Genomic DNA, 21,852 nt, shown 5'->3' on the forward strand with positions numbered 1-21,852 from the left:
ATCAGCGCCTGCGAGTGCATTGCTCGCAACGTCGCGAACGGCGTGGAGCTGCGTCGCTAACCTACTCAGGCATCGTCACCGAGTAAGCCGTTTGCATCCGCTTCGCTTGAGCTTCTGAGCGCCCCTTCCGCGCCGCGGTAAGCGACGGCGTCACCGCATCCTTCAGGCCGGGATCGCGGCGAATCGCCTCCTCCAGATCGACGATGGCCCGATCCCAGTTCTCCATCTGCAGGTACGCCTCGCCGCGCAAAGCGTACATCGAGGCGTCGCCGGGATTGTCGTGCAGCGCATCCGTCGCCGACATCGCGGCGCGATGCGGGCTTTCGAGCGCGAGATAAGTCCGAGCCTTCAGTCGGTGGATCTCAGCGCTCGGGCTGCCACGATCCTCGGCCGTCTGGAAATCCTCCAGAGCCGTATCGGGGAACCCCATCGCCAGCAACGTCTCGCCGCGGCGGAGATACGGCGCTGCCTGTTCGCGGTCGAGCGTGATGGACTCGGTAAATTCGATGATTGCCTGATCGTTCTCGCCGCGGATCTGCAACTCAACGCCGCGATTGAAGTGTTCCACGGCCTCCGTGATGACCGGTTTCGCTACGGTTTGTTCCAGAACGGCGACCTCCACCTCTTCCGGCTCGGCAATCTTCTGCTGCGCGAGCACGTACTCGGGAACGAGCAACTCGGCCCGTGCTAACTTCTCGGCGGCGCCCGCCTCGTCGCCGTCGTCGGCGAGTTGTTCGCTCCAGCGATAATAGGCCTCGCCAAGTTTGGGCGTCGCGACCGCCGTCAGCGCCGGGTCTTCAGCGAGCGCTTGCTCCAAGTCGGCGACGCTGCGGTCAAACTGTTCGCGGCGCAGGTAAACCAGACCTCGCGTGTGGTAGGCAGCCGCATTGCGCGGATTGAGACGAATCGCCTGGGTGGAATCGCGAATCGCGTTGAACAGGTCGCCCAGCTGCATGTAGGCAATGGCTCGTTGTTCGTAGGTCGCGGGGTCGGCGGGCGCGATCGCGATCGAGGCGGTGAAGTCCTCTTTCGCTGTATCGGGGAAGCCCATCCGCAGGTAAGCCACGCCGCGATTGCGATAAAGGGACGCGGCGGCCGTGTCGACGACGACCGGCTGAGCACTGGCGCCAGCGGCCTTGATGGCACGGGTAAACTGCTCCACCGCTTGCTCGTAGTCGCCCGCTGCGAGCAGTTTGCCGCCAGCCTCGGTCGGTTCCGCCACGGGGTTCAGGGCGACCGCGACCGGCGACGTAGGCGTCGTTTCGTCAGTCGGCTGCGTCGTGGTTTGTGGAGCGACGTCGCCGTCGCCGACCGCGCCTGAGCAACCAACCAAGCCAACACAGATAACCGCCGCCGAGCCGAAACAAGCTCCGCGGGTAGATCGCGAACTGAACATGGACGAGCGCCTTCAAGAGGCCATGGAGTAGAGAAGTGACGAGAAGGAAAGTCGCTTCAATATACCTTTTATCTTCTCAACGAATTCTCCCGCCAGGGGCGATCGCCAAAACTTCCCTACAACTGCTGCATACGGCGCCGTCGCCGGTAGACTTTGACGACTGTAAGGTTCAGCGCGGATTAGCGCGGGTTCTTCACGTAGCGTTGCACGGCCGACTTGAGATCGTTCAGATGTGATTCCAGTTCGGTCACGACCGGCACGGCGTCACTGAGACTGCTTGACGATCCCATGTGCTCCAGCCGGCTCGCGGCTGCAGCGACGTCGCCCGCGCTCAGCGTGACCGCCAATCCCTTTAAGTTATGCGCGGCGCGCTGCAGCGAGTGAGGGTCGTTTCCCATCACTGCCCGCCGGATCTTATCCAGCAGTGCCGGCGAATCTTCGAGATAAATCTCGATAATGGCGCTGAGCAATTCGCGATCGTCCCCCAGCCGGCTCAGTGCATCGGGTACATCTATCGGCGTGTGAGGCGATTCGCTGTCGCCGTGGAGGGCGGTTGTAGTCCTCATGATCTCGGTCCTACATTGCTGTGGCCTTGCGGCCCCATCGGGTGTCTAAGTCCCGTCGCATAACGGGGTAGCAAACAGCGTTCCGTGCACTCAGTTCCGCCAGGGTCCCCGAGTGCGATAGGTGCAATCTCGGAACAACCAGGAAGTTCGCTAGGGAAGAGCCCCAGAGGTATCTCGTCATCGCGCGAGGGAATCGTCGCAGACGGAGGCTCGCTAGACCATTAAAGCCGCTCCAAACGCTAGAGCGACTGAGCGATCGGACCGCGCGGTCCTATGGACGCGCGACAGCCGCTCGGCTGACTACGGCGCAACCAAACGCGGTCGCTGGGACGCTGGCCAGCCGTAAAAACTGGGCTTATCCGTGCTTGGCACATCACTTGCGTACGAGGTTGCAGCGACGCGATCACGCCGCGGGCGGTTAGTTCGCTCGTCCACGAGCGGCGCATCCATCCGCAACGTCCCACCTATTTAAGCAATCAGACAGGAGAGATTACATGTCACGGCTTCATTCGAGAGGTCAGGGCAGCAGCCCGTTGAGCCGTAGCGGCAAGATCAAGTACGGCATTTTTGCCTGGCTGCTCGGTTTACCCCTTCCCATCATCATCCTCGCGCTATTTTTCCGCGGTTGTGATTTCTAGCGAATTAAGCGTGCTACTTGCGTCTGACACAACGAAACGACCCTCAAGCGACAGTTGAACTTTTACTTCTACTACAAGGAACGGACCGATGAGACTAAAGTTTTCCACCCATCTTCTGGCAGCCGGGCTCGCATTGGTGTGTGCTGGCTGTCAGGAATCGACCAGCCGCAACGACGTGGCCGACGCCCGCGAAAACCTGCGCGAGGAGCAGCAGGATGTCGCTGAGGCTGAACGTGACGCCGCTGATAAGGTCGCCGACGCTCAACACGACGCCGACGAGACGCGGCATGAAGCGATGAAGCCGGTGACTGACGGCGATGCCGCCGCAGCTGCGGCAGACGCGAACGAAGAGATCGCCGAGGCCCAAGCGGATGCCACAGCAGAGGTTCGAGACGAGCAAAAGGACGTCGATGCGGCCGCCGCCGATCTGAAGAAGACCGAAGTCGAGTATCAGACGACTCAGGCCCGCGATGGTTTCGCGCAGCAAGCCGACCAACAACTTACTGTGGCCGACGAGCGCATTGCCCAGCTTGAAGAGCGGCATGACAATGTCGAAGGCGCCGACGCGGAAGCCTTGCAGAAGCAGATCGACGCACTTAAGTCGCAGCGCGACCGAGTAAAGGACGCGGTCGATGACCTGCGCGGCGAAGAGTTGATAAAGTGGCAAGATCATCAACGAACGGTGCAGCAGGAAATCAGCACCTTGCAAGAACTGCTGCAGACCAATCAATAGTCGTCAAGCGAAGCAGCGAGTGTTGAGGGCGTCGGCGACCGGCAGGTCGTCGGCGCCCTTTTCATTGCGCTCAGCTGTTCGACGAGAGCCTACTGGTCTGCCTGCAATAGTCGAGACCTACGTCGCCTGCGTAGGTCCGTTGTCGTTAGCTTGCTTTACCCGCCAGCTGAGGTCGCGCGGCGATCGCTTTCACCCGATCCACCGCAGCGGCGAGCGTCGTCACCACCTCCGACTGGTCGTCGGCCAACCGGCGGCGGATATCCTCAGCTTTGCCAGCCCCCCAAAAGCCAATCACCACGGGAAGCTGCGGGTAACGGTCGTGGAGCCGCCGGCAGAGCAGCCGACTGCTTCGGGGCGGGAGTGGCGGGACGATCGACAGGACGACCACATCGACATGCAGGGCGTCGACCGAATCAACCAATTCGCTGGTCAGCGCCGTGACGGCGCCAAGCTCAACGGTCACCCGTTCGCGAGACAGTAATTTGCTAAGCATGGCCGCGCCAATATCATCGGCCTCGTCACGGAGCGGAATGCATAACACCCGCAACGGTTCGCGGTCGGACGCGACCTCATTCTCGGCCTTGTCGGCCGTCACAGCTCCATCGCGGACTACGGCGGCATCGCGCGCCGCGGCAAGTTCGTCCAGGTCATCGACCAGATCCCGCGCGGTTTCATAGACGACGATTGTTTGTTCGTCGTGCAGGCGGCCGCCATGGCGGTCATTCTCCGCCATCATCAACGCCGGGATGACCCCCTGGTCATAGGATTCAACCAGCGAGCCCGTCGTCACCATTTCGGCAGCTTGTTCGACGGCCTCTTCGCAGTCTCCCGCCAACAGACGCTGGTAAATTCGCTCGGGCGCCGACAGCGCCGATTGATCGCCAAGCAAGATCGACAAAAACTGCAATCCGGGGATGTACTTCGACATAACGACGACGCACACCGTCAACGGCATCGCCAGCACCAGCCCGATCGGCCCCCAGACCCACGTCCAAAAAATGGCCGCGATGATCACGCCGACGCCCGAGACGCCCGTGCTGCGGCCATACAACATTGGCTCCGCCACATTGTTGACCAGCAGTTCGAGCACAATGAACAGTCCCGCCACGAACATCGGCTCCGTCCAACCTGTCGACGTCGCGAGCGACACGGTCAGCGGCATGACCGCCGAAAGCCATGGCCCGATGTAGGGCAGGAATCGCAGCGAGAAACTCAACACGCCCCAAGTGATCGCGCTCGGCACGCCGATCGTGGCTAACCCAACGCCCACGCAGATGCCGTAGCCGGCATTGATGAGGAACTGCATCCGCAGATACTTGCTGACCCGTTCAGTAACGTCCGTCAAAGCTTCGGTCGAAGCATGCAGGTTCGAGGCGCCGAACAGCTGTAGCAAGCGATTTCGCTGGTCCTCGCGCCTAAGGAGAATAAAAATCACGAGAACGATGGCAATCCCAGCAGCCGAGAGAGGGGCGACGATGGGTCCGAGCCAATTCTGAATCTGCTCCAATGGCGACGGCGGCAGGCCGACGACTCTGACTTCCATCGGCTCCTGGTTGGCAGGCGCTTTGATCTGCTGCGTCAGTCGATCGAGCAACCCCGTACCTTCGGTCGCCTTGGCGGAAGTACCAGCCGCGGACGAGTTCTCCGCCGGCGATGTAGCGTCCGCGTCCGAGCCGCTGGGAGGCGCCTCTTCACTTACCTTTTGGCTCACCTCGTCAATCGTCTGCGTCACTTTGTCCAAGACCGCCGAATCGGGTTTCAGCTCTTGAATCTTGACGATAATTTCATCTTTCCAGTCCGGAAGCTGAACGCTCAGGTCGACGAGTTGGCTCGTCACGATCCAACCGAGCAATCCCAAGATCATAAACGTGACCGCGACTACCGAGATCACCGACGGAATGCGTCCGAGTCCCCAGCTTTCCAAGCGGTCGGCGAGGGGCGTGAGCAAGAAGCTCAAAAAGATCGCCAGCGCCAGCGGGACGAGAATCTCTTTCGCCAGATGAAGCGCAGCGATCGCGACGACAATCGATGCCAGCGTCAGCAGCGGCGATCCGGAACCAGTCGAACGTGTTCGAGCCATGCATGACGTCGGCGAGCGACGCCGACGATTCCTAGAGAGAGGTAACGACGACCCGATTGTCGACTCGCCCGGGCCCGGCGACTCGCAGGGCAACCACTTGGGCCATCTGCTTCAAATGATAACTCCGCACGGCTCCCGAGAGAATGACGCGGCCGCTGGCGACGTGACAGTCAATGGCTGCCAGCGATGGGTAGCCCAATGCCAAGAGCGCTTCGCGCACGCGGTCGTTCGTCCGCTCAATGCCGCGATCAACTAAGGGTGAGCTGTCGGCTGCGCGGCGAGCTGACGGCGAGCGTTGACGACTTGGAATGCAATCCGCTTCATGAATCGAGCGGGCCGGAGCGGGCGATTGAGTGGGGTGATTGGAGGCAGCGTTTGGCATTTCTGATATAGGTTGGCGCGGTGGCGCTGCACGCAAAAACAGCCGACGGGCGACAACCCTCCCTGCTTGGCGACGTTGCGGACACCAGAACAACGTCACCGTCACCGGGATGGTTTTTCGCCCGTCGGCGCTTCCGTGGACTTAGCGCCATCAACGGCGGATTTCTGTTAACACAGGAGCGACTCTGCCTCCTGACTATTTTCACGGGAGATGAAGGCTGCATTCACCGTGCCATTCGGAGTGCCGACGAGGCTCGCAGCCGACAAGGATCCCGGCGGGCACTCGATGCTGTCATTTCTCGGGACTTTTCCACCAGCACCGATCGCACCAGCGAGGATGGCGATGCGTAACGCCTTCGGCGGAAAGCCGCGTTGAAGACGCCAGGTGGTCTCTCATCGATCAGCTTCGCCATTAGTTGGTAGCCGCCAACACAGTTGCACGGCTCGCAGCCGCTTCAAGACTAGGCCGCCTTGCACATGGCCAGATCAATAACGTATAGCCGCTGATCCACCCGGTTGTGCGTCTTCTCAACTCTGGCACGCACATTGCAACATGTAATTGCCATCGCCCTTGAGCGAAAACAGCTCGGCGGTCGGGTACGACATACGACACCAATTCATGAGAGGGAGTTGTGATGGCATTTAATCAACAAACGCTGGAAGGCAATTGGAACGAGATCAAAGGGAAGCTGCATGAACGTTGGGGCGAGCTCTCTAACGACGACCTCCAAAAAGCCCGTGGCAGCGTCGACCAGTTGGTCGGGATGATCCAGAAGAAGACAGGCGAAGCGCGCGAGCGCGTCGAACAGTACCTGTCGGAAGTCGCCTCGGGCGGGGCCTCGGGCGTCAGCAAGGTGGCCGAGGCGGTTCGCGGCTACGCGGGCACAGCTGCCGAGTCGCTCGGTGATGTGCGGGGCCGCGCAGGCGACGCCGTCCGTGGTGGGTATGTGCAAACGGAGCGCATGATCCAGCAGCGGCCCATCGAATCGCTTGCCGTCGGCTTTGGCGCTGGCCTGATTACTGGCGTGGTGCTCGGCCTCGTGATGAGGTCGCGATAGGTTCCCGTGGATTTCAATTACTCAATGACAATGACCGTGTTAACGACTTGTAGGTTAGGAGAAGAGCCATGCTATCCCTTGCCGTAACCATGCTGATTCTGGCGTTAATCGCCGCTTTGCTCGGATTTGGCGGTCTTGCCGGCAGTTTTGTCAGTTTTGCGCAAATCCTCTTTTTCGTGTTTATTGTGCTATTTTTGATCAGCGCCGTGGCCAGCGCTTTTCGTGGCCGCCCGCCGGTCTAAGTGGAATGCTCGACAAGCGCAGCCGCGGCTTCAGGGACGCCTGAGGCCGCGATCGGCGCCGCTCCGACTCCAGTAAGTGCGTATGCAATCGATGGATAATTCAGCTGACGACATCTGCCGACGCATGGAAGCCATCCGAAGGACCGCTGGCGCAGAGGTCGAAACGATCGTCCAATCGGCGAAGACGCTTTCCGACTGGCGCTACTATGTAAAAAACCACCCGCTTATCCTCGCCGGAGCCGCTGCCGGGTTGGGGTTCCTCTTGATTCCGCGTAAGAACCCCGGCCGTGCGGGCGGCAACGACGAGACGCAAGAGTTGATCGAGTTGCTGAAGAAGCACCATGTTCGCGGCATCTCAGTCGAAGGACCGCCCGCTGGCATACTGAAAACTGTCGCCGGCATTGCAACGCCGTTTTTAGTTCGAACGGCGCTTAACTTCGCGCAGTCGAGACTCGCCTCGGGCGGAGATTGGGCGTCGCTCTTCGGCGGTAAAACGTCGCCAGCCGCAGACCATGACCATGACGTCGAGCAGACGTTCGAGGAACTCAATATCCCGCGGTAAATCGATGCACAACCGGCTACAAAATCATTTTCGCACAGAACAAGCCGAATCCCGGGTCCGGTCGGCGGCGGCCGCCGTCGATGAGGCCGTCGCGAATTTTTCCGCGTCAGAGAGCTTCATGCAACGGGCGACGCGATCCCTAGCTTCGCATCCCGCAATCGCCATCGGGGCTGCGTTCGCCGTTGGTCTCCTTGTCGGAAAGTGGGTCAAGCGATGAACGGCAATCGGGCAACTACCGCGGAGTCGCCAGCACCGGCGCGCTCGATGGGTCGCAGCGTGCGGCAACTGGGCAGTGACGTGATCACGTTGATGGAACTGCAAGCCGAGTTGCTGCAAGTTGATCTGCGCGAATGGCTGCACAGCTTCATTCGCCCGCTGGCCGCGCTGCTAGGGGCCGCTATCATCCTGCTGGCCACGGCGCCTGTCGCATTGGTCAGCGTTGGGTTCCTGCTGGCGGCGAAGACCGAACTTCCCCTGTGGGGCGCCATGATGACCGCCACGCTGATCGGACTGCTGCTAGCGGCCGCTTCGGCCGGCGTCGGCTTCTGGCTGGTGAAGCGCGATCGCCGCGTCTTGCAGCGATTTCGCACCGAACTCCGCAAGAATCTTCAGTGGCTGAAGGAAACGCTGCGCAGCGCTCCGGCTGGCAATCTCGACTGAGCAGACTATCCATCTCGATTCGCAGGAGACCCGTCGATGTCACCTACCGGCTATCAAACGCACGCCGAGCCCGCCAGTTGGCAAACGCATCAGGGCGCCAACCCTTCAAGCATGCAAGGGGCGGATGCATGCGAGTCAGCAGTGACTTTTTTCCGCGAGTACGCCCGCGAGCGGCCCGAAGTAGTGGCTCTCTGGGCGTTCGGCATCGGCTTCGTCTTGGGTTGGAAGATCAAGCCGTGGTGAGCAACGCGCTGGCTACTCGCCCGGCTCGACCACCTGGCCGACCTGGATGCCGAGTTCGCGCATCTTATTGCGTAAACTGCCTCGTGTAATTCCGAGCCGCAGCGCCGCCTTCGACTGATTGCCTTGCGTCTCCCGCAGCACGCGCGTGAGCAGGTATCGCTCCATGAATTGCAACGATTCCTGATAGACGTTCTCTGATCCCGAAGACATTCGGTCGTCCAGAAACTCCGCGAGGTCGACCGAGCCTCCCTCGTCGCTCGATCTGCTGCCCGCGGAACGCCGCGGTGCAGAGCCCGGCTGCAGATACTCGAGAATGTCTTTCGGCAATAGTTCCGGCACAATCGTCGGCCCCGTCGCCATGAGCATGGCGCGCCGGACAGCTCCCTGCATTTCACGGATGTTGCCGGGCCACGGGTACTTCTCCATGAGCTCAAGCGCTTCCGCCGAGATGCTGGTAATGTTCTTATTCAGTTGAGTATTGAAGCGCTTCAAGAAGTGATCGAGCAGCAACTTCAAGTCTCCAGAACGTTCGCGCAACGGCGGCAACTGGATCTCGAATCCGTTCAATCGGTGGAACAGATCAAGGCGGAACTCGTTCTGTTCGATCATCTGCTCAAGGTCGCGGTTCGTCGCGGAAATCAGGCGCACGTCGACCGAAATGGTATCGTGTCCGCCAACCCGCTCGAATTTCTGCTCCTGCAGCAGGCGCAGGACTTTGCTTTGCGTGGCCGGCGACATGTCGCCGACCTCGTCCAGGAAAATCGTGCCGCCGTTGCATTGCTCGAAGCGACCAATATGTCGCCGGTCCGCGCCGGTGAACGCCCCTTTCTCGTGACCGAACAGTTCGCTTTCCAGCAACGTGTCGGTCAGCGCGGCGCAGTTGACCGCCATAAAGCACTGACCGTTCCGGTGGCTGTGTTGATACAAGGCGCGCGCAATGAGCTCTTTACCCGATCCGCTCTCGCCCCGAATTAGCACCGTCACGTCCTGGGCGGCGACGCGGCCAATCTGCTTGTAGACCTCCAGCATCTTCGGACTGCGGCCGACGAGGACGTCGCTCTCCTCGGAGTCCGACTCAGCTTCCTGCAGTCGGACTGGCGAGTTCATCAATCGCCGCGTCTCCAGCGCTCGCTCAACCAGCGTGCGGACTTGGCGGATGTCGAGCGGTTTGAGGAGGTAGTCGTACGCCCCCATCTTCATCGCTTCGATAGCCGTGTCGCTATCGTTCGTTGCGGTGATGAAGATGACCGGCAAGCGAATATCGATCGTGCGAATCTCGCGCGCTAGCTCCATCCCGGAGATCTCGGGAAGGAGAATGTCGAGCAACAACACGTCGGGTTTGTGCTCGCGCAGCGCGACCATTCCCGACTCGGCATCGCTGGCGCAGTGAATCTCCAAATCCGAGTCCGCAAACGCCTTCTTGACCAGCAACAGAACCGTGCGGTCGTCATCAATTACCAACAAACTCGCCATTTATTTCTTTCTCATGCCCTGATGCCGGGCTGACGGGATCGATTCGCGACGGCTGATTTCCCTAGGCGCACAATGGCGACGACAACCAGCATTGAAGCCGTCGATTTTATCTTGCCTGCTCAAATTTGCGAGACTACCGAAGCAAGAGGCTTAACGCAGCCGCCGAACAGCCGGTCCTACCGTGGGGAAAGCCACATCGGAGCAATACTAGGAGGGGAATCAGGGCGAGGGAATGGCCCCGTCGGTCCGATTAGCGGAAATTCCCCCCCGGCGCTCAAAGCCGCGGACGATTGGCCAGCATCTCGCGGAGCACGGCTTTGCCCACGGGCTTCGTCACGTGATAGTCGAAGCCCGCTTCTTTCGCCTCGCGCTTCGCTTCATCGTGGCCATAACCCGTCACCGCGACTAAGTATGCAGACGCTGTCTCGGGCATCGCTCGCAATGCCCGACAGACTGCATAGCCATTCATCTCGCCCGGCAAACCGATGTCGCACAAGACGACGCGCGGCTGAAACTCGGCTGCGGTGGCGACTCCCGAAACGCCATCCTGCGCGATGGCCACGGTGTGCCCGTCAATCTTCAGCATTTGGTTGAGGGGCAAGATCGCGTCGCGACGGTCGTCAATAATCAGAATTCGCTCTTGCCGCGCGAACTCGCTGACCACGGGCGCTTGGCCGGCGGCCTGGGGCGGCTTTGTCGTCGGCAGCATAATGGTAAACTCAGCCCCCTCTCCCAGGCCGCGACTGTCAGCGCGGATGGCGCCCCCGTGCAGTTCGATCAAGCCCTTGGTCAGCGCCAGTCCCAGACCCAAGCCGCCGCGACTCCGTTCCAGGCTGTTGTCAGCCTGATTGAACGGCTCAAACACCCGTTGCAAGGTCTCGCTGCTCATCCCGATTCCGCGATCGCGAATGATCACGCTGGCCTCAGCGCCCTCGGTCAGTTCTAAGATCACCGTAATCTCGTTCGGCCCGTCGCCGAACTTGTAACTATTATGGATAAGATTGGAAAATGCTTGGGCCAACCGCGCCGCGTCCGCCCAAATCCAGACATCCTCCGCGGGAATTTCAGCCACTAGCGCACACTGGTCAAGCGAGCGACTCTTGCGATAGTCCTCGACCGTATCATGCAACAGCTCGCGCAAGTTCACGCTTTGACGACGCAGGCGCAACTTGCCGCGCGCGATTCGCGAGACGTCGAGCAGGTCGTCGACAATGCGTGACATCTGCGCCGCTTGGCGGGCGATCACCGCCTGCATCTCGGCCGCCTCTTCGTCGAGATTCAGCATCGCCAGCACCTGCGCCCCGGTGACGATCCCCGCCAACGGATTCCGCAGTTCGTGGCCGAGCATGGCCAGGAAGTCGTCCTTCCGTCGATCGGCCTCGCGCAACGAGTTCTCCGACGCCTTCATCTCAGTGACGTCGACCGAGCAACCGACGTAGCCCAAGAATGCACCGTCGGCGCGGAATCGCGGCGTCCCGTTGAGATTCAACCAGCGGTACTCGCCGTCGGCACGGCGCATGCGAATCTGCGCATCGACGGGTTGCTGACGTTTGAACGCCTGCCGATACGTTTCCACAAACGCATCCGCTTCGTCAGGATGGATAAATCGCGTCCAGTTCATCCCTTGCAGATCGTCTAGCTCCGCGCCGACGAACCGCATGTACTCCTTATTCACGTATTGGCAACCGCCAATGCCATGGATCCAAATTAATACCGGCGCGTTGTCGGCCATATTGCGGAACCGCGCCTCGCTCTCGCGGAGTTCGCTCTCGACGCGCTTCAACTCGCTGATATCCAGATTGATCCCGACCCAGGCGATGACGGCGCCGAGTTCGTTCCGCACGGGCACCCCGCGCGCGAGCACGGGATGCCAACGACCGTCGACGCCGCGAAAACGATGCTCCACGTCCCATGCTTCGCCCGCCTGGACGCACTGCTTCCAAGCGGCGACTGTCTGATCAACGTCGTCGGGATGGAGCAGGTCGGCCCACCCCAAGTCGGAGCACTCGGCCTGCGTCATGCCGACAAGTTTAAGAAACGACTCGCTGCAATAAATGTTGCGGCCCTCGGCGTCGCAGACCCAAATCCCGTAGTCGATCGATTCGCCGATGGCGCGGTACATCAGTTCGCTGTTGCGGAGCGCAGCCTCTCCCTGCTGGCGCGCCGTGATGTCGGCCACCGTCCCAATGTAACCAATGCTCTGGCCGCGCTCGTTGCGCAGCGGCACCGCATTGCCCTGCACCCAGGTGACGAAGCCGTCTGGTCGCATCAAGCGAAACTCGGCTGCAGAAGGCGCTCCTGCCGCCAACGACTGTTCCCACGTCGCCGCGACGCGTTCGCGATCTTCGGGGTGAATCGCGTTCATCCACCCCGTCCCGCGCGCCTCTTCGGGCGACATGCCCGCCATCTGGCGCCAGCCTTCGTTGACGAACAAATTGTTGCCATCCAAGTCGGTTTGAAAAATGCCGACGGGGGCGTGACTCGCTAGCGTGCGGAAACGCTCCTCGCTGCCCCGCAACGCCTCCTCGCTCCGCTTTCGATCAGTAATATCGAGCGTTGCCCCGAGCATGCGCACCGCCCGACCCGACTCGCGAATTACCGAACCTGTACTGAAGAGCCACATGACCTCCCCGCTGGGACGCATGGCGCGGAACTCAAGTTCCAGCGGCCCATCACTTGCAATCGCGCTCGTCAGCGCCCAGCGCACGCGTTCGCGGTCGTCGACGTGGACCAACGACTCGAAGCTCTCGATAGCCGTGGCCAGATCGCCTGGCGTCACTCCCAGAATCCCTTGCAGCGACTCCGACCACGATACGCGATTCGCCTCAATGTCCCAGGCCCAAACTCCGACCTTCCCTGTTTGGGTCGCCAGTAGCAGGCGACGCTCGCTCTCGCGGAGCGCCTGTTGAGCTTGCTTGCGATCGGTAACGTCGACCGCTACGCCGCCAACGCCAACGGTCTCGCCGGCGCCGTTTCGTAACGGAAACTTCACGGCCAAGAAGTGCCGCTCGGCTCCTCCCGCGGCAATGACCTCTTCAAACTCAACGGCAGCGCCGGACGCGATCACTTCCTGATCGCGAGTACGCAATTCGTCAGCCGCCTCGCGCGGCAAGAGGTCGTAGTCCGTCAACCCGACGACGCCGCGCGGGCGACCGAGCGACTGTGCCGCCAACGGGTTGGCTAGGGCGTATCGCCCATCGATGTCCTTAATAAAAATCGCGACGGGGGCGTTCATCGTCACGGCGCGAAATTGCTGTTCCACGTCGCGCAGCGCCTGCTCATGCTTGCGCGATTCCGTCAGATCGCGCATGGCGCCGATCACGCGAATCGCCTTGCCGCTGGCGTCGCGCACGATGTGCCCGCGGTTTGCCACGTCGGCAAAGGTCCCGTCTGCGCGTTGAAAGCGATACTCGCCCGCCCATGACGTATGGTCGCCCGCAACCGCTGCGCGGAGTTGCCGCATGACGCCTTCGCGATCATCGGGATGAATTTTGCTAATGCCCCATGACAGATCGTTGCCAATCTCATCAGGCGAGTAGCCGAATAGCGTCTGCACGCCAGCGTTGCGCGATACGCGGTCGGTGGCGAGATCCCAGTCCCAGATATAGTCGCCGGCCGCCTCGGCCACGAGCCGGTACCGCAGCTCGCGCTCTTCGAGCGCTGATTCAATCGTGGGCTTTGCATCGACGCTGGCGGGCGTCGCGCCGCCCGCCACGATGAGTGACCACTCGCAGAAAAATCCCGCGGGTTCGCCGTTGTCGCCGCTGAGCGGCAGCAGCGTCAGCGCGCCTGGGCCGTCGTGACCGTCGATGCCGGCGATTGCGATTGGAGACGACCACCCCTCGCCCCGTTCCATCACGGCCGCAATGCGATCGCCTGCCGCCTCCCACACGTCGTGCCAGGCGCTCGCCGCTGGAGCGAAGGGCTCAAGTCGACGCAACGTACCGAACTGAGCGCGAAAGCGATCGTTGAAAAACTGAACATGGTCGCTCCCCCACCAGATCGCTTGGGGACGTTGCGAACCGAGCACCATCCGCAGTGCCGTTCGCAGGCTCACCGGCCAGGTTGCGGGATCTCCGAGTTCCGTGCCTGACCAATCTCGTTCGAAGATCAGCCGTCCCAGGTGACCGCCCGCCCACGCCATGGCTTCATTGAGAGCATGGGAAATGGACGAACCTTCCATGGGTGAGCCTGAAGGGATCGAGACGGACCGAATTCGGTTTTTGATTGGGGACTCGCTGCGTCATTATCATGGTAACGGAGGCTATGGGCAATCGAACAAGTTGCCGATCGCGGAACGCCTTTAAGCATCGACGTGGGAGTCGGCCGATTCCGCATGGAGCGTGACACGCATCGCGGGCGATTTTTCGAGGTGCTCCTCGATTTCTGCCAATCGCAGGGGATCTCCCTTGGCCATAATCAGCGTCCGGCCCGCCCGCAGGTCCTCTTCGTACTGCTGCGCATGATCCTCCTTGATACCCCATCCCGTCATCGCTCCCACCAGCCCGCCCACGATCCCCCCGGTGATGCCGCTCGCCACGGCGCCGACGAACAACACCGGTCCGAGGCCCGGAATGGCGAGCAGCGCACTGCTCGCCAACAACCCAAGCGTCGCGCCCGTCGCCGCGCCGACAGCGGCCGACTTTTCCATCTCGTCGCCCTGATTGACCGGTCCGCCCGCTTCTAGCCGCCCCTCGTTGTCGCGGCCAATCACCGAAATATATTGCCCGAACCCGCGAGCTTGCATGTCGGCCGCGGTGGCCCGCGCCTCGACCGATGTCTCGAAGACGGCAATGACGCAATCTCGTTGTGCCATGACTCTCAACTCCTTAAACCGGAATGTGCTGTAACGGCGAAGCGCCAATGTCCGGAGCCAACGGCGAGTTAGCCCATATGAAATAGCAGCAGAACGCATGCCAACTTGAGCCCGTCGCGCTCGTATCACAAATTCACACTCCCAAACAAAAAAGCCGGCCAGGGGCGAACGCCCCGCCGGCTCTTGGCAGCACCAACTCGATGAGAACGTTACGCGGGCGTGCGTCGCATCTCAGCCACGCAGGGGCGCACCAACCCAGCCTGGAACAAGAGCTCCAAGCAGCGGCGCTCGCCCATCGCAGCCCGACTCTTGCGCTCGGTGCGCGACCAACTTCTCCGGATTTCCGCCGCCCGCATTTGGATCGTTTTCTGGCTCATGACTTCTCCCTCCTGAATAGCTTTGACTTCCGGCTCGCGCGTCTTCGACGGCGAGCTCGGCCGAGTTTCCATGGGGTACTTGGGAAAGCAAACCCCGTGCCGGCCTCGAATTGCAACCGGCTTTCCTCGCAAACGCTTTCCCCGTCTCCATTTGGCGACGACCCGCCTCGCCAGCCGACTGGTCGTGTGGCAGCGGCGAGCGCAAGTTCGCCGCGGTGCGCATCGCAACCAGCCAACTGGCGCCTGGCGATCGTCGTCGAACGCCACTTTGATTTACGCCATCGCGAGCGGACTGTTCGCGAGAATCCGCCGGTTCGTTGGAACAACTACTTGCCTGCTGCGGTCGCGCCGCCAGCGACCACTGCACGTCGCTAGCATGCCGTGGCGCGTTCCCGCCGCCTCGACCTGCCACCTGTCCGACGGCGAGTTCCCGAACCTCCACTCCGTTCGATCGCGTGGTTACAATGCGGGTCTGCCCAGGCCGCTCTTCGCGCCGCTCGCTGGCGCTCGACGTTCCCCTCGACCGGAGCTCAAGATGATCCACCGCTCGTCTCCCACCCGCCGCGCGTTCCTTAAAACCGCCGCGGCCGCCAGTTCGGCCATCGCCCTGCCGATTTACATCCCGTCGCGAGTCCTGGGCCGCGACGGCGCCACGGGGCCGAACGACCAGATCGTCATCGGCTTCATCGGCACCGGCGGTCGGGCGCGCCAGTTGATGGATCAGGTCCCCGAAGGGGGGCGCATCGTCGCCATCGCGGACTGCTTTCCCGAACGCCTCGCCGAAACGCTCGACCAGAAGAAGCAGCCGTGGAACGCCTACCACGACTACCGCGAGATGTTCGATAAGGAGAAGCTCGACGCCGTCGTGGTCGCCACGCCCGACCATGGCCGCACCCTCCCCTGCATGCGGGCGATGCAAGCGGGTCTCGACGTCTACGCCGAGAAGCCGCTCACCGCGTACGTCCGCGAGGGTCGCGTGCTGGTCGACGCCGCCCGCAAGCTGGGCCGCGTCTTCCAGGTCGGCTCGCAGCAGCGGTCGATGGAGATCAATGACTTCTGCTGTGCGCTGGTCCGCGACGGGAAGCTTGGCAAGTTGAAAAAGGTCCTGGGAGTCAACTACACCGGGCCGAACGAGATGCAAACCTTCGCCGCTGAACCGATTCCCGAAGGGGGCGACTGGGACGTCTGGTGCGGTCCGACCGAGCTGCGACCCTACAACGGAGCCCTCCGCTTTGGCTGGATGGGATGGCGCGACTACTCGGGCGGCGAGATGACCAACTGGGGGGCTCACGGCATCGACCAGATCCAGTGTGCTCTCGGCAAGAGCCAGACCGGCCCGGTGGAGCTTTGGCCCGTGACACCGGGCCCCAACGGCAAGGTCGCCATGAAGTACGACGACGGCGTCGAGGTGAGCTTCGAACTGGAAAACACCGGTCCCATGGGGGGCGGCATCTTCGTCGGGGAAGATTGCAAGATGGAGATCAACCGCAACAAGTTCGCCACGAACCCGCCCGACTTCGTGAAGGACGCCCCCGCCCCGGCGGTGCAGGCCAAGTGGGAGGGAGACGGCTGGATCGCCCGGCCGCATATTCAGAACTGGCTCGACTGCATCCGCACGCGGGAACTCCCCAACGCCGACGTCGAGATCGGTCATCGCTCGATCAGCGTCTGTCACTTGCTGAACATCGCGCGGCAGACGGGCCGTCGACTGAAGTGGGATCCGGTCGCTGAAACGTTCCCCGACGACGCCGAAGCGAGCCAGCTGCTCGAGCGGCCGCGGCGCAAGGGGTACGAGTTGCCGGTGGTTTGAGCGGCCATCGCGCGGGCTGGGGCGGTTTGGCGGGGCGGGACTGGTCGCTGAAGCGACCAGTCCGACGTAGAGGGTGCGGGGTTGGGGTTGCGCTGCGTTTTGTCTGCGGGTGAAACCGCCGCGGAGGGTACAAAACCTGGGTGGCCGCGGCACTTGCGTCGGACGAGACGCACGGCGGGCTCGGGCTTTGTCGTGGTTGTTCATCGCGGCGATTGACGTAAGGTTTTGTCCGATCATGACGGACAGAATGCAGCGAGGCTCGTCCAACGGCAGTCATGAAGTGCATTTACCACAGAGAGCACAGAGGCCACAGAGAAGCCGACGATGACGGTCGCTTTTCTCGGTCTGGGTTGCGCCGTTGATGGTATTCGACTCGCCGGAAGTGAACGTGCGCACAGATAGGTCGCTTGCCAACCTAGCAGAGGAGGTGGCCAAAAGCGACGCAAAAACGGCGAGAATTTTTGGCGCGCAGGCGCGGCCAAGAAGGGGGAATTGACGCGCGGTAGGCGGGTTCCCTATTCGCCCCGTTCCGAAGAAAGCTGCCCCGCGGCTATTTCGTTTTGAGTGAGAAGTTTTGCTCGTTGGGGCCGGGTTTTACGTCGTAGGTGAGGGTCGTCTCGTCGTTAAACTGCGGCGGGAGCGATTCTTCCATGACCGATTGGATCGGGCTGTCGGGCGTGTCGTACAACTTGCGCTGCCCGACGACTTTTGGGACTCGAATAGCCACTTTAGAAGGTCCGGTGAAGGCATTCACCGTGTACCGCCCGTCAACGATGTCACCGCCGCTTGCAGGCGAATTACCGTCGACAGGAGTGAACGCGATGGCGCCCTTGGCCGCGGGCTGGCCGTCGACTTCCACCAGTCCGGTGATTTGGCCGCGATTGGGGTCCTGGCCGCTGCAGCCAAGCGCGAAGGACGCGGCAATAACAAGAGAGGCGACGGAGCCTAGGCGAATGGACGACATGCGGATGCGACGCTCCACGAAGAGAAAATGAACAGGATTCAGTTGGCCGACTCGACTTCGGCGCCGTCCATCGTGCCGAGTGCTTTCCACGCGTTAGGCGACGTGCCATCGCTGTAGAAGGCTACCGAGGCGTCGCAATGAAGGGCGTTAACGCCGCCGGCGTGGCGGCTGCGCGCTGCATTCTTTTGGCGCTCGAACGAACCCGCGACCGCCGGCATGAGGGGATCGTTGGTGTTCTGAAACCAGCCGTTGGCGATGACGTCGGCCACTGTGGAATTGGGCGATTCAATCGTGTGAAAGCGGAAGACCCCTTCGTCGTTATGAATGTCGCCGCGCCAATCATTATCGTCGGAGCTTTGGGCTTTGAGGTATTCCGACATCATCAAGGTATTGCTTAGCCCGTCCGTGATGGCTGAGAACTTGACGATGCGCGGCGTTTCTCGTTTGCAATCAATATTGGAAAAGGGCGCGAAGCCGGTCTGAACCTTGTCGAGGAGGGTCGCTCCCGTCCCGCCGAAAGTCACATTGCCCCAATTGACCATGTAGTTGCCGCGACGGCGTTGATAGGTCCCAGAAGTTTGATCAACGCCGAAGTCACTGGGGCAGTTGTACATCGCCAGCGCCTGCCCCCCCAACCCGTTCATCGTGTTGTGAATCGTCACCGGCGGATTGTAGAACTCAAGCTTGAGATCATTCCGTTGGGACATCGCCGCCTGCTCGATGTAAGGCCAAATGCGCATGACGTAGGTTTGCCGCGGCTTCACCGTCGCGGCGACGGGCAGTTGGTCGTTGGCATCGTGATACATCTGCATCGCGAGCCCCCACTGCTTCAGGTTGTTGACGCACTGGGAGCGGCGGGCGGCTTCGCGGGCGGCCTGCACGGCGGGGAGGAGCAGTGCCACCAGGACGCCGATGATGGCGATGACGACCAGCAGCTCGACCAGCGTGAAGGCGCGGCGTCGGCGGCGAGGGGCGGTCCAGTGGTGCATCATGTGCCAAACCTTGATTGAGGGCGTCGATGCCATCGAGGGTAAGACTCCTGTTGGCCAACGTTGCTGAAGGGAGGCGAGTGCGTTCATCGCGAACTCAGGTGACTCCGTGTGCCCGACCAAAACGGGCAGTCGTCCGGTCAACAGTGAACATCGGCGTGAGAAAAGCTGGCCAGCCGAGGCGGCGATCTCTGCCAAGCCCGATCGAGCCTGGGACGAACGCTAAGGTCCTGCCGCAGCAGCCTATCTTTTTATAGCGACAAACGTGACAGGGTGTCAAAAGAACCAGGGGTCTGATCACGATTTATCTGGCGGCAGAACGCGCTGCCCACTTGGCGGCGCCGTCACATCATCGTTTGCGCAGCGGCGCGCTACGATTCGCGTCGGGCGCCGGGGGAGCTTTACGACTTCGAGCGAGCTTCAGTGATGCGTAGCGTCCGTCTCCGCTAGCCTCGGAGGGCCTGGTTGAACAGGCCGGGGAGTTTCCAGATCGAGGGCTGGCAGTAGAGGTCGCAAAGCTTCCAGGCGAGGGCTTCAGGGCGGCGGTGAGTGGAGAACCAGCTCGGTTTGGGGAACATCGTCAGCGGGGCGCGGAGCACGGTCTTCTGCGGACGGTCGAGCAGGCAGGTGTTGTGGACGAAGCCGATGCCGCTTTGCACGTCGGCGAGATCGGCGCCGGGAAAGGCGCCCCAGGGGGGCGACATGAGGGCGTATCCGAGGCCAGGCCACTGGTTGACGCCAATCGTGCCGTACCGCAGGCGGCGAAGGGCGGCGTCGAGTTCGGCGGGGCGTTGGCGGCGTAAGTCGTCGGGAACGGTGAGACCTGCGGCGAGCGTGCCCCACAGTTGGTCGTTCATGAAATCGACGGCGTGGTCGAGGAACTCCAGCGGCGCGCCGGCGTCTAGCGCCGTTTCGCCGACGACGCAAACGAACGATTCGCGCTCGAAGAGGATTGGTTCGCTGTCCGGCGTCACGTCGCGGCGGAGGAGCCAGGGGAGGCGGCCCTGCTCGTCGGGAGGCGCGGCGCCGCCGCCGAACTCGGCGAAGCGCTCCGGCGCGCCGGGGTAGTAGGCGTAACGGGGGGGGATGCTGGCGAGAATTGACGAGATGAGATCGAGGAATTGCCCGCGCTGCGGCCAATGCCGCGAGGTGATCACCATCTTCGTGGCGATGCAGTTGAACGAGGCGTTATTGGCGATCGACGCGGCGATGCTTTCGGCTTGCGATTGCAACTGTGCGTTGGAGTAAGCGCCTGGGACAATGGCCCAGGGGGTGACGTTGCCGAGCTCGCTGGTGACGGGCTTCGTGACGAGCGGGTCGTTGGCGAGTTGGCGGCGCTGGCGCTCCGCCGGATCGGCGCCCCAGACGATGGCGTCGTGCGACGCGGTCGACCCGGTGATGTGGACCGCATCGACCTGCGGGTGGTGGACCGCGTACGCGCCAACGTCGGCGCCGCCGTAGACGATGCGCAGGACGCCGGCGGCGATCAAGGGGGCGAACGACTGCTCGAAATATGGCCCAAGGTAGTCGTTGACGGGATTCATCTTGAGCAGGACGGCGGCGTCGCCCTGCAATATCTTGGTGAGGGCGTCGGTGGCGGGGATGGCCGAGACGTTGCCGGCGCCGAGCACCAGGGCTATCTGGGGCGGGGGCGTGGTGCGCCGAGCGAGGCGCGCGGGGGCGTCGCCACAGAGCTGCTCGGGCGTCGCGTCGGGCTGGAGCCAAGTCTCGGCGATGACGCCGCGGAAGAGGAGCGCGTCGTAGAGCTCGCGCGTCGGGAACGTGGGGACGCGGAGTTGGCCGTGGAGCAGCCGCGGCTGGCCGGGGAGGCGCGGTTCGGGGCGAGTGCGGAGCTCGGCCAGCGTGGCGATGATCAGACGGAGGTAGCGGGCGACCGACACGGGGCCGACGAGAATTTCCTCGGCGCGGGCGGCGCTGCCGGGGGGAATGCGTTTGGCGCGGCAGGCGGCTTCGACCCAATCGTGCGCGACGGCTGCGAGCGAGCGGAGGCAGTCCTCGGACCAGCCGATGCGTTCTGCCAGCGACGCGTCGACGAGGCGGCGGGCGCCGAGTCGCAGGTCGGCGAGGGCTTGGTCAACGGCGGCGGTTGACGTATCTGGTGGAGACTTTGCCATCATGCTGGATTCGTTGGCCATTAGGCGAATTCGTTCGCTTTTAACCACAGAGAACACAGAGAGCAAGAAGGGAGACGCCGAGCGATCTCTTTCGCTATTTTCTCTGTGTCCTCTGTGTCCTCTGTGTTCTCTGTGGTAAGTGCAATTCGGGATAGCAATTAAATAAGCTTCGGAGCCGGAGAGTCGCGCTACGTTGGGGCGTCGTCTTCCGGAATGGTGGCCGACCCCCGGGCGGAGCCCGGGGCTGCAGCTAGTAGGGGATGCCTAATTTTCGATATATAAAGCCTAATATCCAGATGGGACCGATGAGGAGGAACTGGAGGTCTTGAAAGAAGGAGGGGCGTTTGCCTTCGATGGCGTGGCCGATGAACTGGCCGATCCAGGCGGCGATGAAGAGGGCCAGCGCGAGTTGCCAGACGGGCGTCGGGCCGACGCGCTCGTAAATGATGATGCCAACGACGACGGCGAGCGAGAAAACGAGCATGCCGACGGCCAGGGCCGGGGAGAGGCGGGCGTAGAAGAGGAGCGAGGCGGCCACGACGATCGTGCCCCAATTCAAGAAAGGAATGGGGTGCATGAACGCCGGAGTCGGCAGTTCCCAGAGGAAGGCAATGACGCAGGCGGCGATCGTGGGGACGCAGATCCAGTGCAGCGTTTTGTTCGTGCGGTTGTGGTGGCTTTCGCCGTACTCGCTAAACCACTGGTCGGCGGTTTTGGCTGGCATCGAAT

The 21,852-nt window shown here is 62.1% G+C and carries 20 protein-coding genes; 8 read left to right on the forward strand and 12 right to left on the reverse strand.

The genetic code is table 11. The annotated features are described in order from the left end of the window. Positions 1-61: 61 nt before the first annotated feature. Positions 62-1,396, reverse strand: coding sequence for a tetratricopeptide repeat protein (locus I41_RS22490; RefSeq protein WP_145435180.1), 1,335 nt, complete (start codon positions 1,394-1,396; stop codon positions 62-64). Between the two features lie 179 nt (positions 1,397-1,575). After that, the gene (locus I41_RS22500; RefSeq protein ID WP_145435182.1) at positions 1,576-1,962 is read right to left on the reverse strand and encodes an Hpt domain-containing protein; all 387 of its coding nucleotides are present in this window, start codon (positions 1,960-1,962) and stop codon (positions 1,576-1,578) included. A gap of 494 nt (positions 1,963-2,456) precedes the next feature. Between I41_RS22500 and I41_RS27510 the strand changes: the two genes are divergently transcribed. Further along, positions 2,457-2,600: a hypothetical protein gene (locus I41_RS27510; RefSeq protein WP_168207092.1), complete on the forward strand. Its 144-nt coding sequence runs from the start codon at positions 2,457-2,459 to the stop codon at positions 2,598-2,600. Between the two features lie 88 nt (positions 2,601-2,688). Further along, positions 2,689-3,333 (forward strand): hypothetical protein, encoded by a 645-nt coding sequence (locus I41_RS22505; protein WP_145435184.1) that lies wholly within the window; start codon positions 2,689-2,691, stop codon positions 3,331-3,333. A 145-nt stretch (positions 3,334-3,478) separates the two neighbouring features. Here the strand turns inward: I41_RS22505 and I41_RS22510 are convergent, their stop codons facing one another. Then, positions 3,479-5,413 carry an AI-2E family transporter gene (locus I41_RS22510; protein WP_145435186.1) on the reverse strand — a complete coding sequence of 645 codons (1,935 nt, stop codon included), beginning with the start codon at positions 5,411-5,413 and terminating at the stop codon, positions 3,479-3,481. Positions 5,414-5,444: 31 nt separating this feature from the next. After that, a complete protein-coding gene (locus I41_RS22515; protein WP_145435188.1) occupies positions 5,445-5,795 on the reverse strand; it encodes a BON domain-containing protein in 351 nt (116 codons plus the stop codon). Positions 5,796-6,429: 634 nt separating this feature from the next. On the opposite strand from I41_RS22515, the gene I41_RS22520 reads away from it, so the two are divergent. From I41_RS22520 to I41_RS22540, 5 genes are all read left to right on the forward strand, one after another. Then, positions 6,430-6,852 (forward strand): CsbD family protein, encoded by a 423-nt coding sequence (locus I41_RS22520; RefSeq protein WP_145435190.1) that lies wholly within the window; start codon positions 6,430-6,432, stop codon positions 6,850-6,852. Positions 6,853-6,920: 68 nt separating this feature from the next. Further along, positions 6,921-7,094 (forward strand): DUF1328 domain-containing protein, encoded by a 174-nt coding sequence (locus I41_RS22525; protein WP_145435191.1) that lies wholly within the window; start codon positions 6,921-6,923, stop codon positions 7,092-7,094. A gap of 91 nt (positions 7,095-7,185) precedes the next feature. Continuing rightward, a complete protein-coding gene (locus tag I41_RS22530; protein ID WP_145435192.1) occupies positions 7,186-7,656 on the forward strand; it encodes a hypothetical protein in 471 nt (156 codons plus the stop codon). A gap of 213 nt (positions 7,657-7,869) precedes the next feature. Beyond that, positions 7,870-8,316, forward strand: a complete 447-nt coding sequence (locus tag I41_RS22535; RefSeq protein ID WP_145435193.1) for a phage holin family protein — start codon at positions 7,870-7,872, stop codon at positions 8,314-8,316. A 36-nt stretch (positions 8,317-8,352) separates the two neighbouring features. Continuing rightward, positions 8,353-8,559 carry a hypothetical protein gene (locus tag I41_RS22540; RefSeq protein WP_145435194.1) on the forward strand — a complete coding sequence of 69 codons (207 nt, stop codon included), beginning with the start codon at positions 8,353-8,355 and terminating at the stop codon, positions 8,557-8,559. A gap of 12 nt (positions 8,560-8,571) precedes the next feature. Here I41_RS22540 and I41_RS22545 read toward each other — a convergent pair whose 3' ends face one another. The 4 genes from I41_RS22545 to I41_RS27515 all read right to left on the reverse strand — a co-directional run bounded on the left by I41_RS22545 (position 8,572) and on the right by I41_RS27515 (position 15,225). Continuing rightward, positions 8,572-10,032 carry a sigma-54-dependent transcriptional regulator gene (locus I41_RS22545; protein WP_145435195.1) on the reverse strand — a complete coding sequence of 487 codons (1,461 nt, stop codon included), beginning with the start codon at positions 10,030-10,032 and terminating at the stop codon, positions 8,572-8,574. Positions 10,033-10,306: 274 nt separating this feature from the next. Continuing rightward, the gene (locus I41_RS22550; protein WP_145435196.1) at positions 10,307-14,215 is read right to left on the reverse strand and encodes a PAS domain S-box protein; all 3,909 of its coding nucleotides are present in this window, start codon (positions 14,213-14,215) and stop codon (positions 10,307-10,309) included. 120 nt (positions 14,216-14,335) lie between these two features. Next, positions 14,336-14,848 carry a hypothetical protein gene (locus I41_RS22555; RefSeq protein ID WP_145435197.1) on the reverse strand — a complete coding sequence of 171 codons (513 nt, stop codon included), beginning with the start codon at positions 14,846-14,848 and terminating at the stop codon, positions 14,336-14,338. A gap of 209 nt (positions 14,849-15,057) precedes the next feature. Then, complete coding sequence (locus I41_RS27515) at positions 15,058-15,225, reverse strand: hypothetical protein (protein WP_168207093.1); 168 nt, start codon at positions 15,223-15,225, stop codon at positions 15,058-15,060. A 535-nt stretch (positions 15,226-15,760) separates the two neighbouring features. On the opposite strand from I41_RS27515, the gene I41_RS22560 reads away from it, so the two are divergent. After that, a complete protein-coding gene (locus I41_RS22560; protein ID WP_168207094.1) occupies positions 15,761-17,035 on the forward strand; it encodes a Gfo/Idh/MocA family protein in 1,275 nt (424 codons plus the stop codon). 550 nt (positions 17,036-17,585) lie between these two features. On the opposite strand, the gene I41_RS22565 is transcribed toward I41_RS22560, so the two are convergent. The 4 genes from I41_RS22565 to I41_RS22580 form a co-directional block, all read right to left on the reverse strand. Then, the gene (locus I41_RS22565; protein WP_145435199.1) at positions 17,586-17,999 is read right to left on the reverse strand and encodes a hypothetical protein; all 414 of its coding nucleotides are present in this window, start codon (positions 17,997-17,999) and stop codon (positions 17,586-17,588) included. A 38-nt stretch (positions 18,000-18,037) separates the two neighbouring features. Then, a complete protein-coding gene (locus tag I41_RS22570; RefSeq protein ID WP_168207095.1) occupies positions 18,038-19,024 on the reverse strand; it encodes a DUF1559 domain-containing protein in 987 nt (328 codons plus the stop codon). A 410-nt stretch (positions 19,025-19,434) separates the two neighbouring features. Then, positions 19,435-21,144 (reverse strand): aldehyde dehydrogenase family protein, encoded by a 1,710-nt coding sequence (locus I41_RS22575; RefSeq protein ID WP_145435201.1) that lies wholly within the window; start codon positions 21,142-21,144, stop codon positions 19,435-19,437. Between the two features lie 229 nt (positions 21,145-21,373). Further along, complete coding sequence (locus I41_RS22580) at positions 21,374-21,847, reverse strand: Mpo1 family 2-hydroxy fatty acid dioxygenase (protein ID WP_145435202.1); 474 nt, start codon at positions 21,845-21,847, stop codon at positions 21,374-21,376. Positions 21,848-21,852 lie beyond the last annotated feature (5 nt).

The organism is Lacipirellula limnantheis (genome assembly GCF_007746075.1).
GTDB lineage: Bacteria > Planctomycetota > Planctomycetia > Pirellulales > Lacipirellulaceae > Lacipirellula > Lacipirellula limnantheis.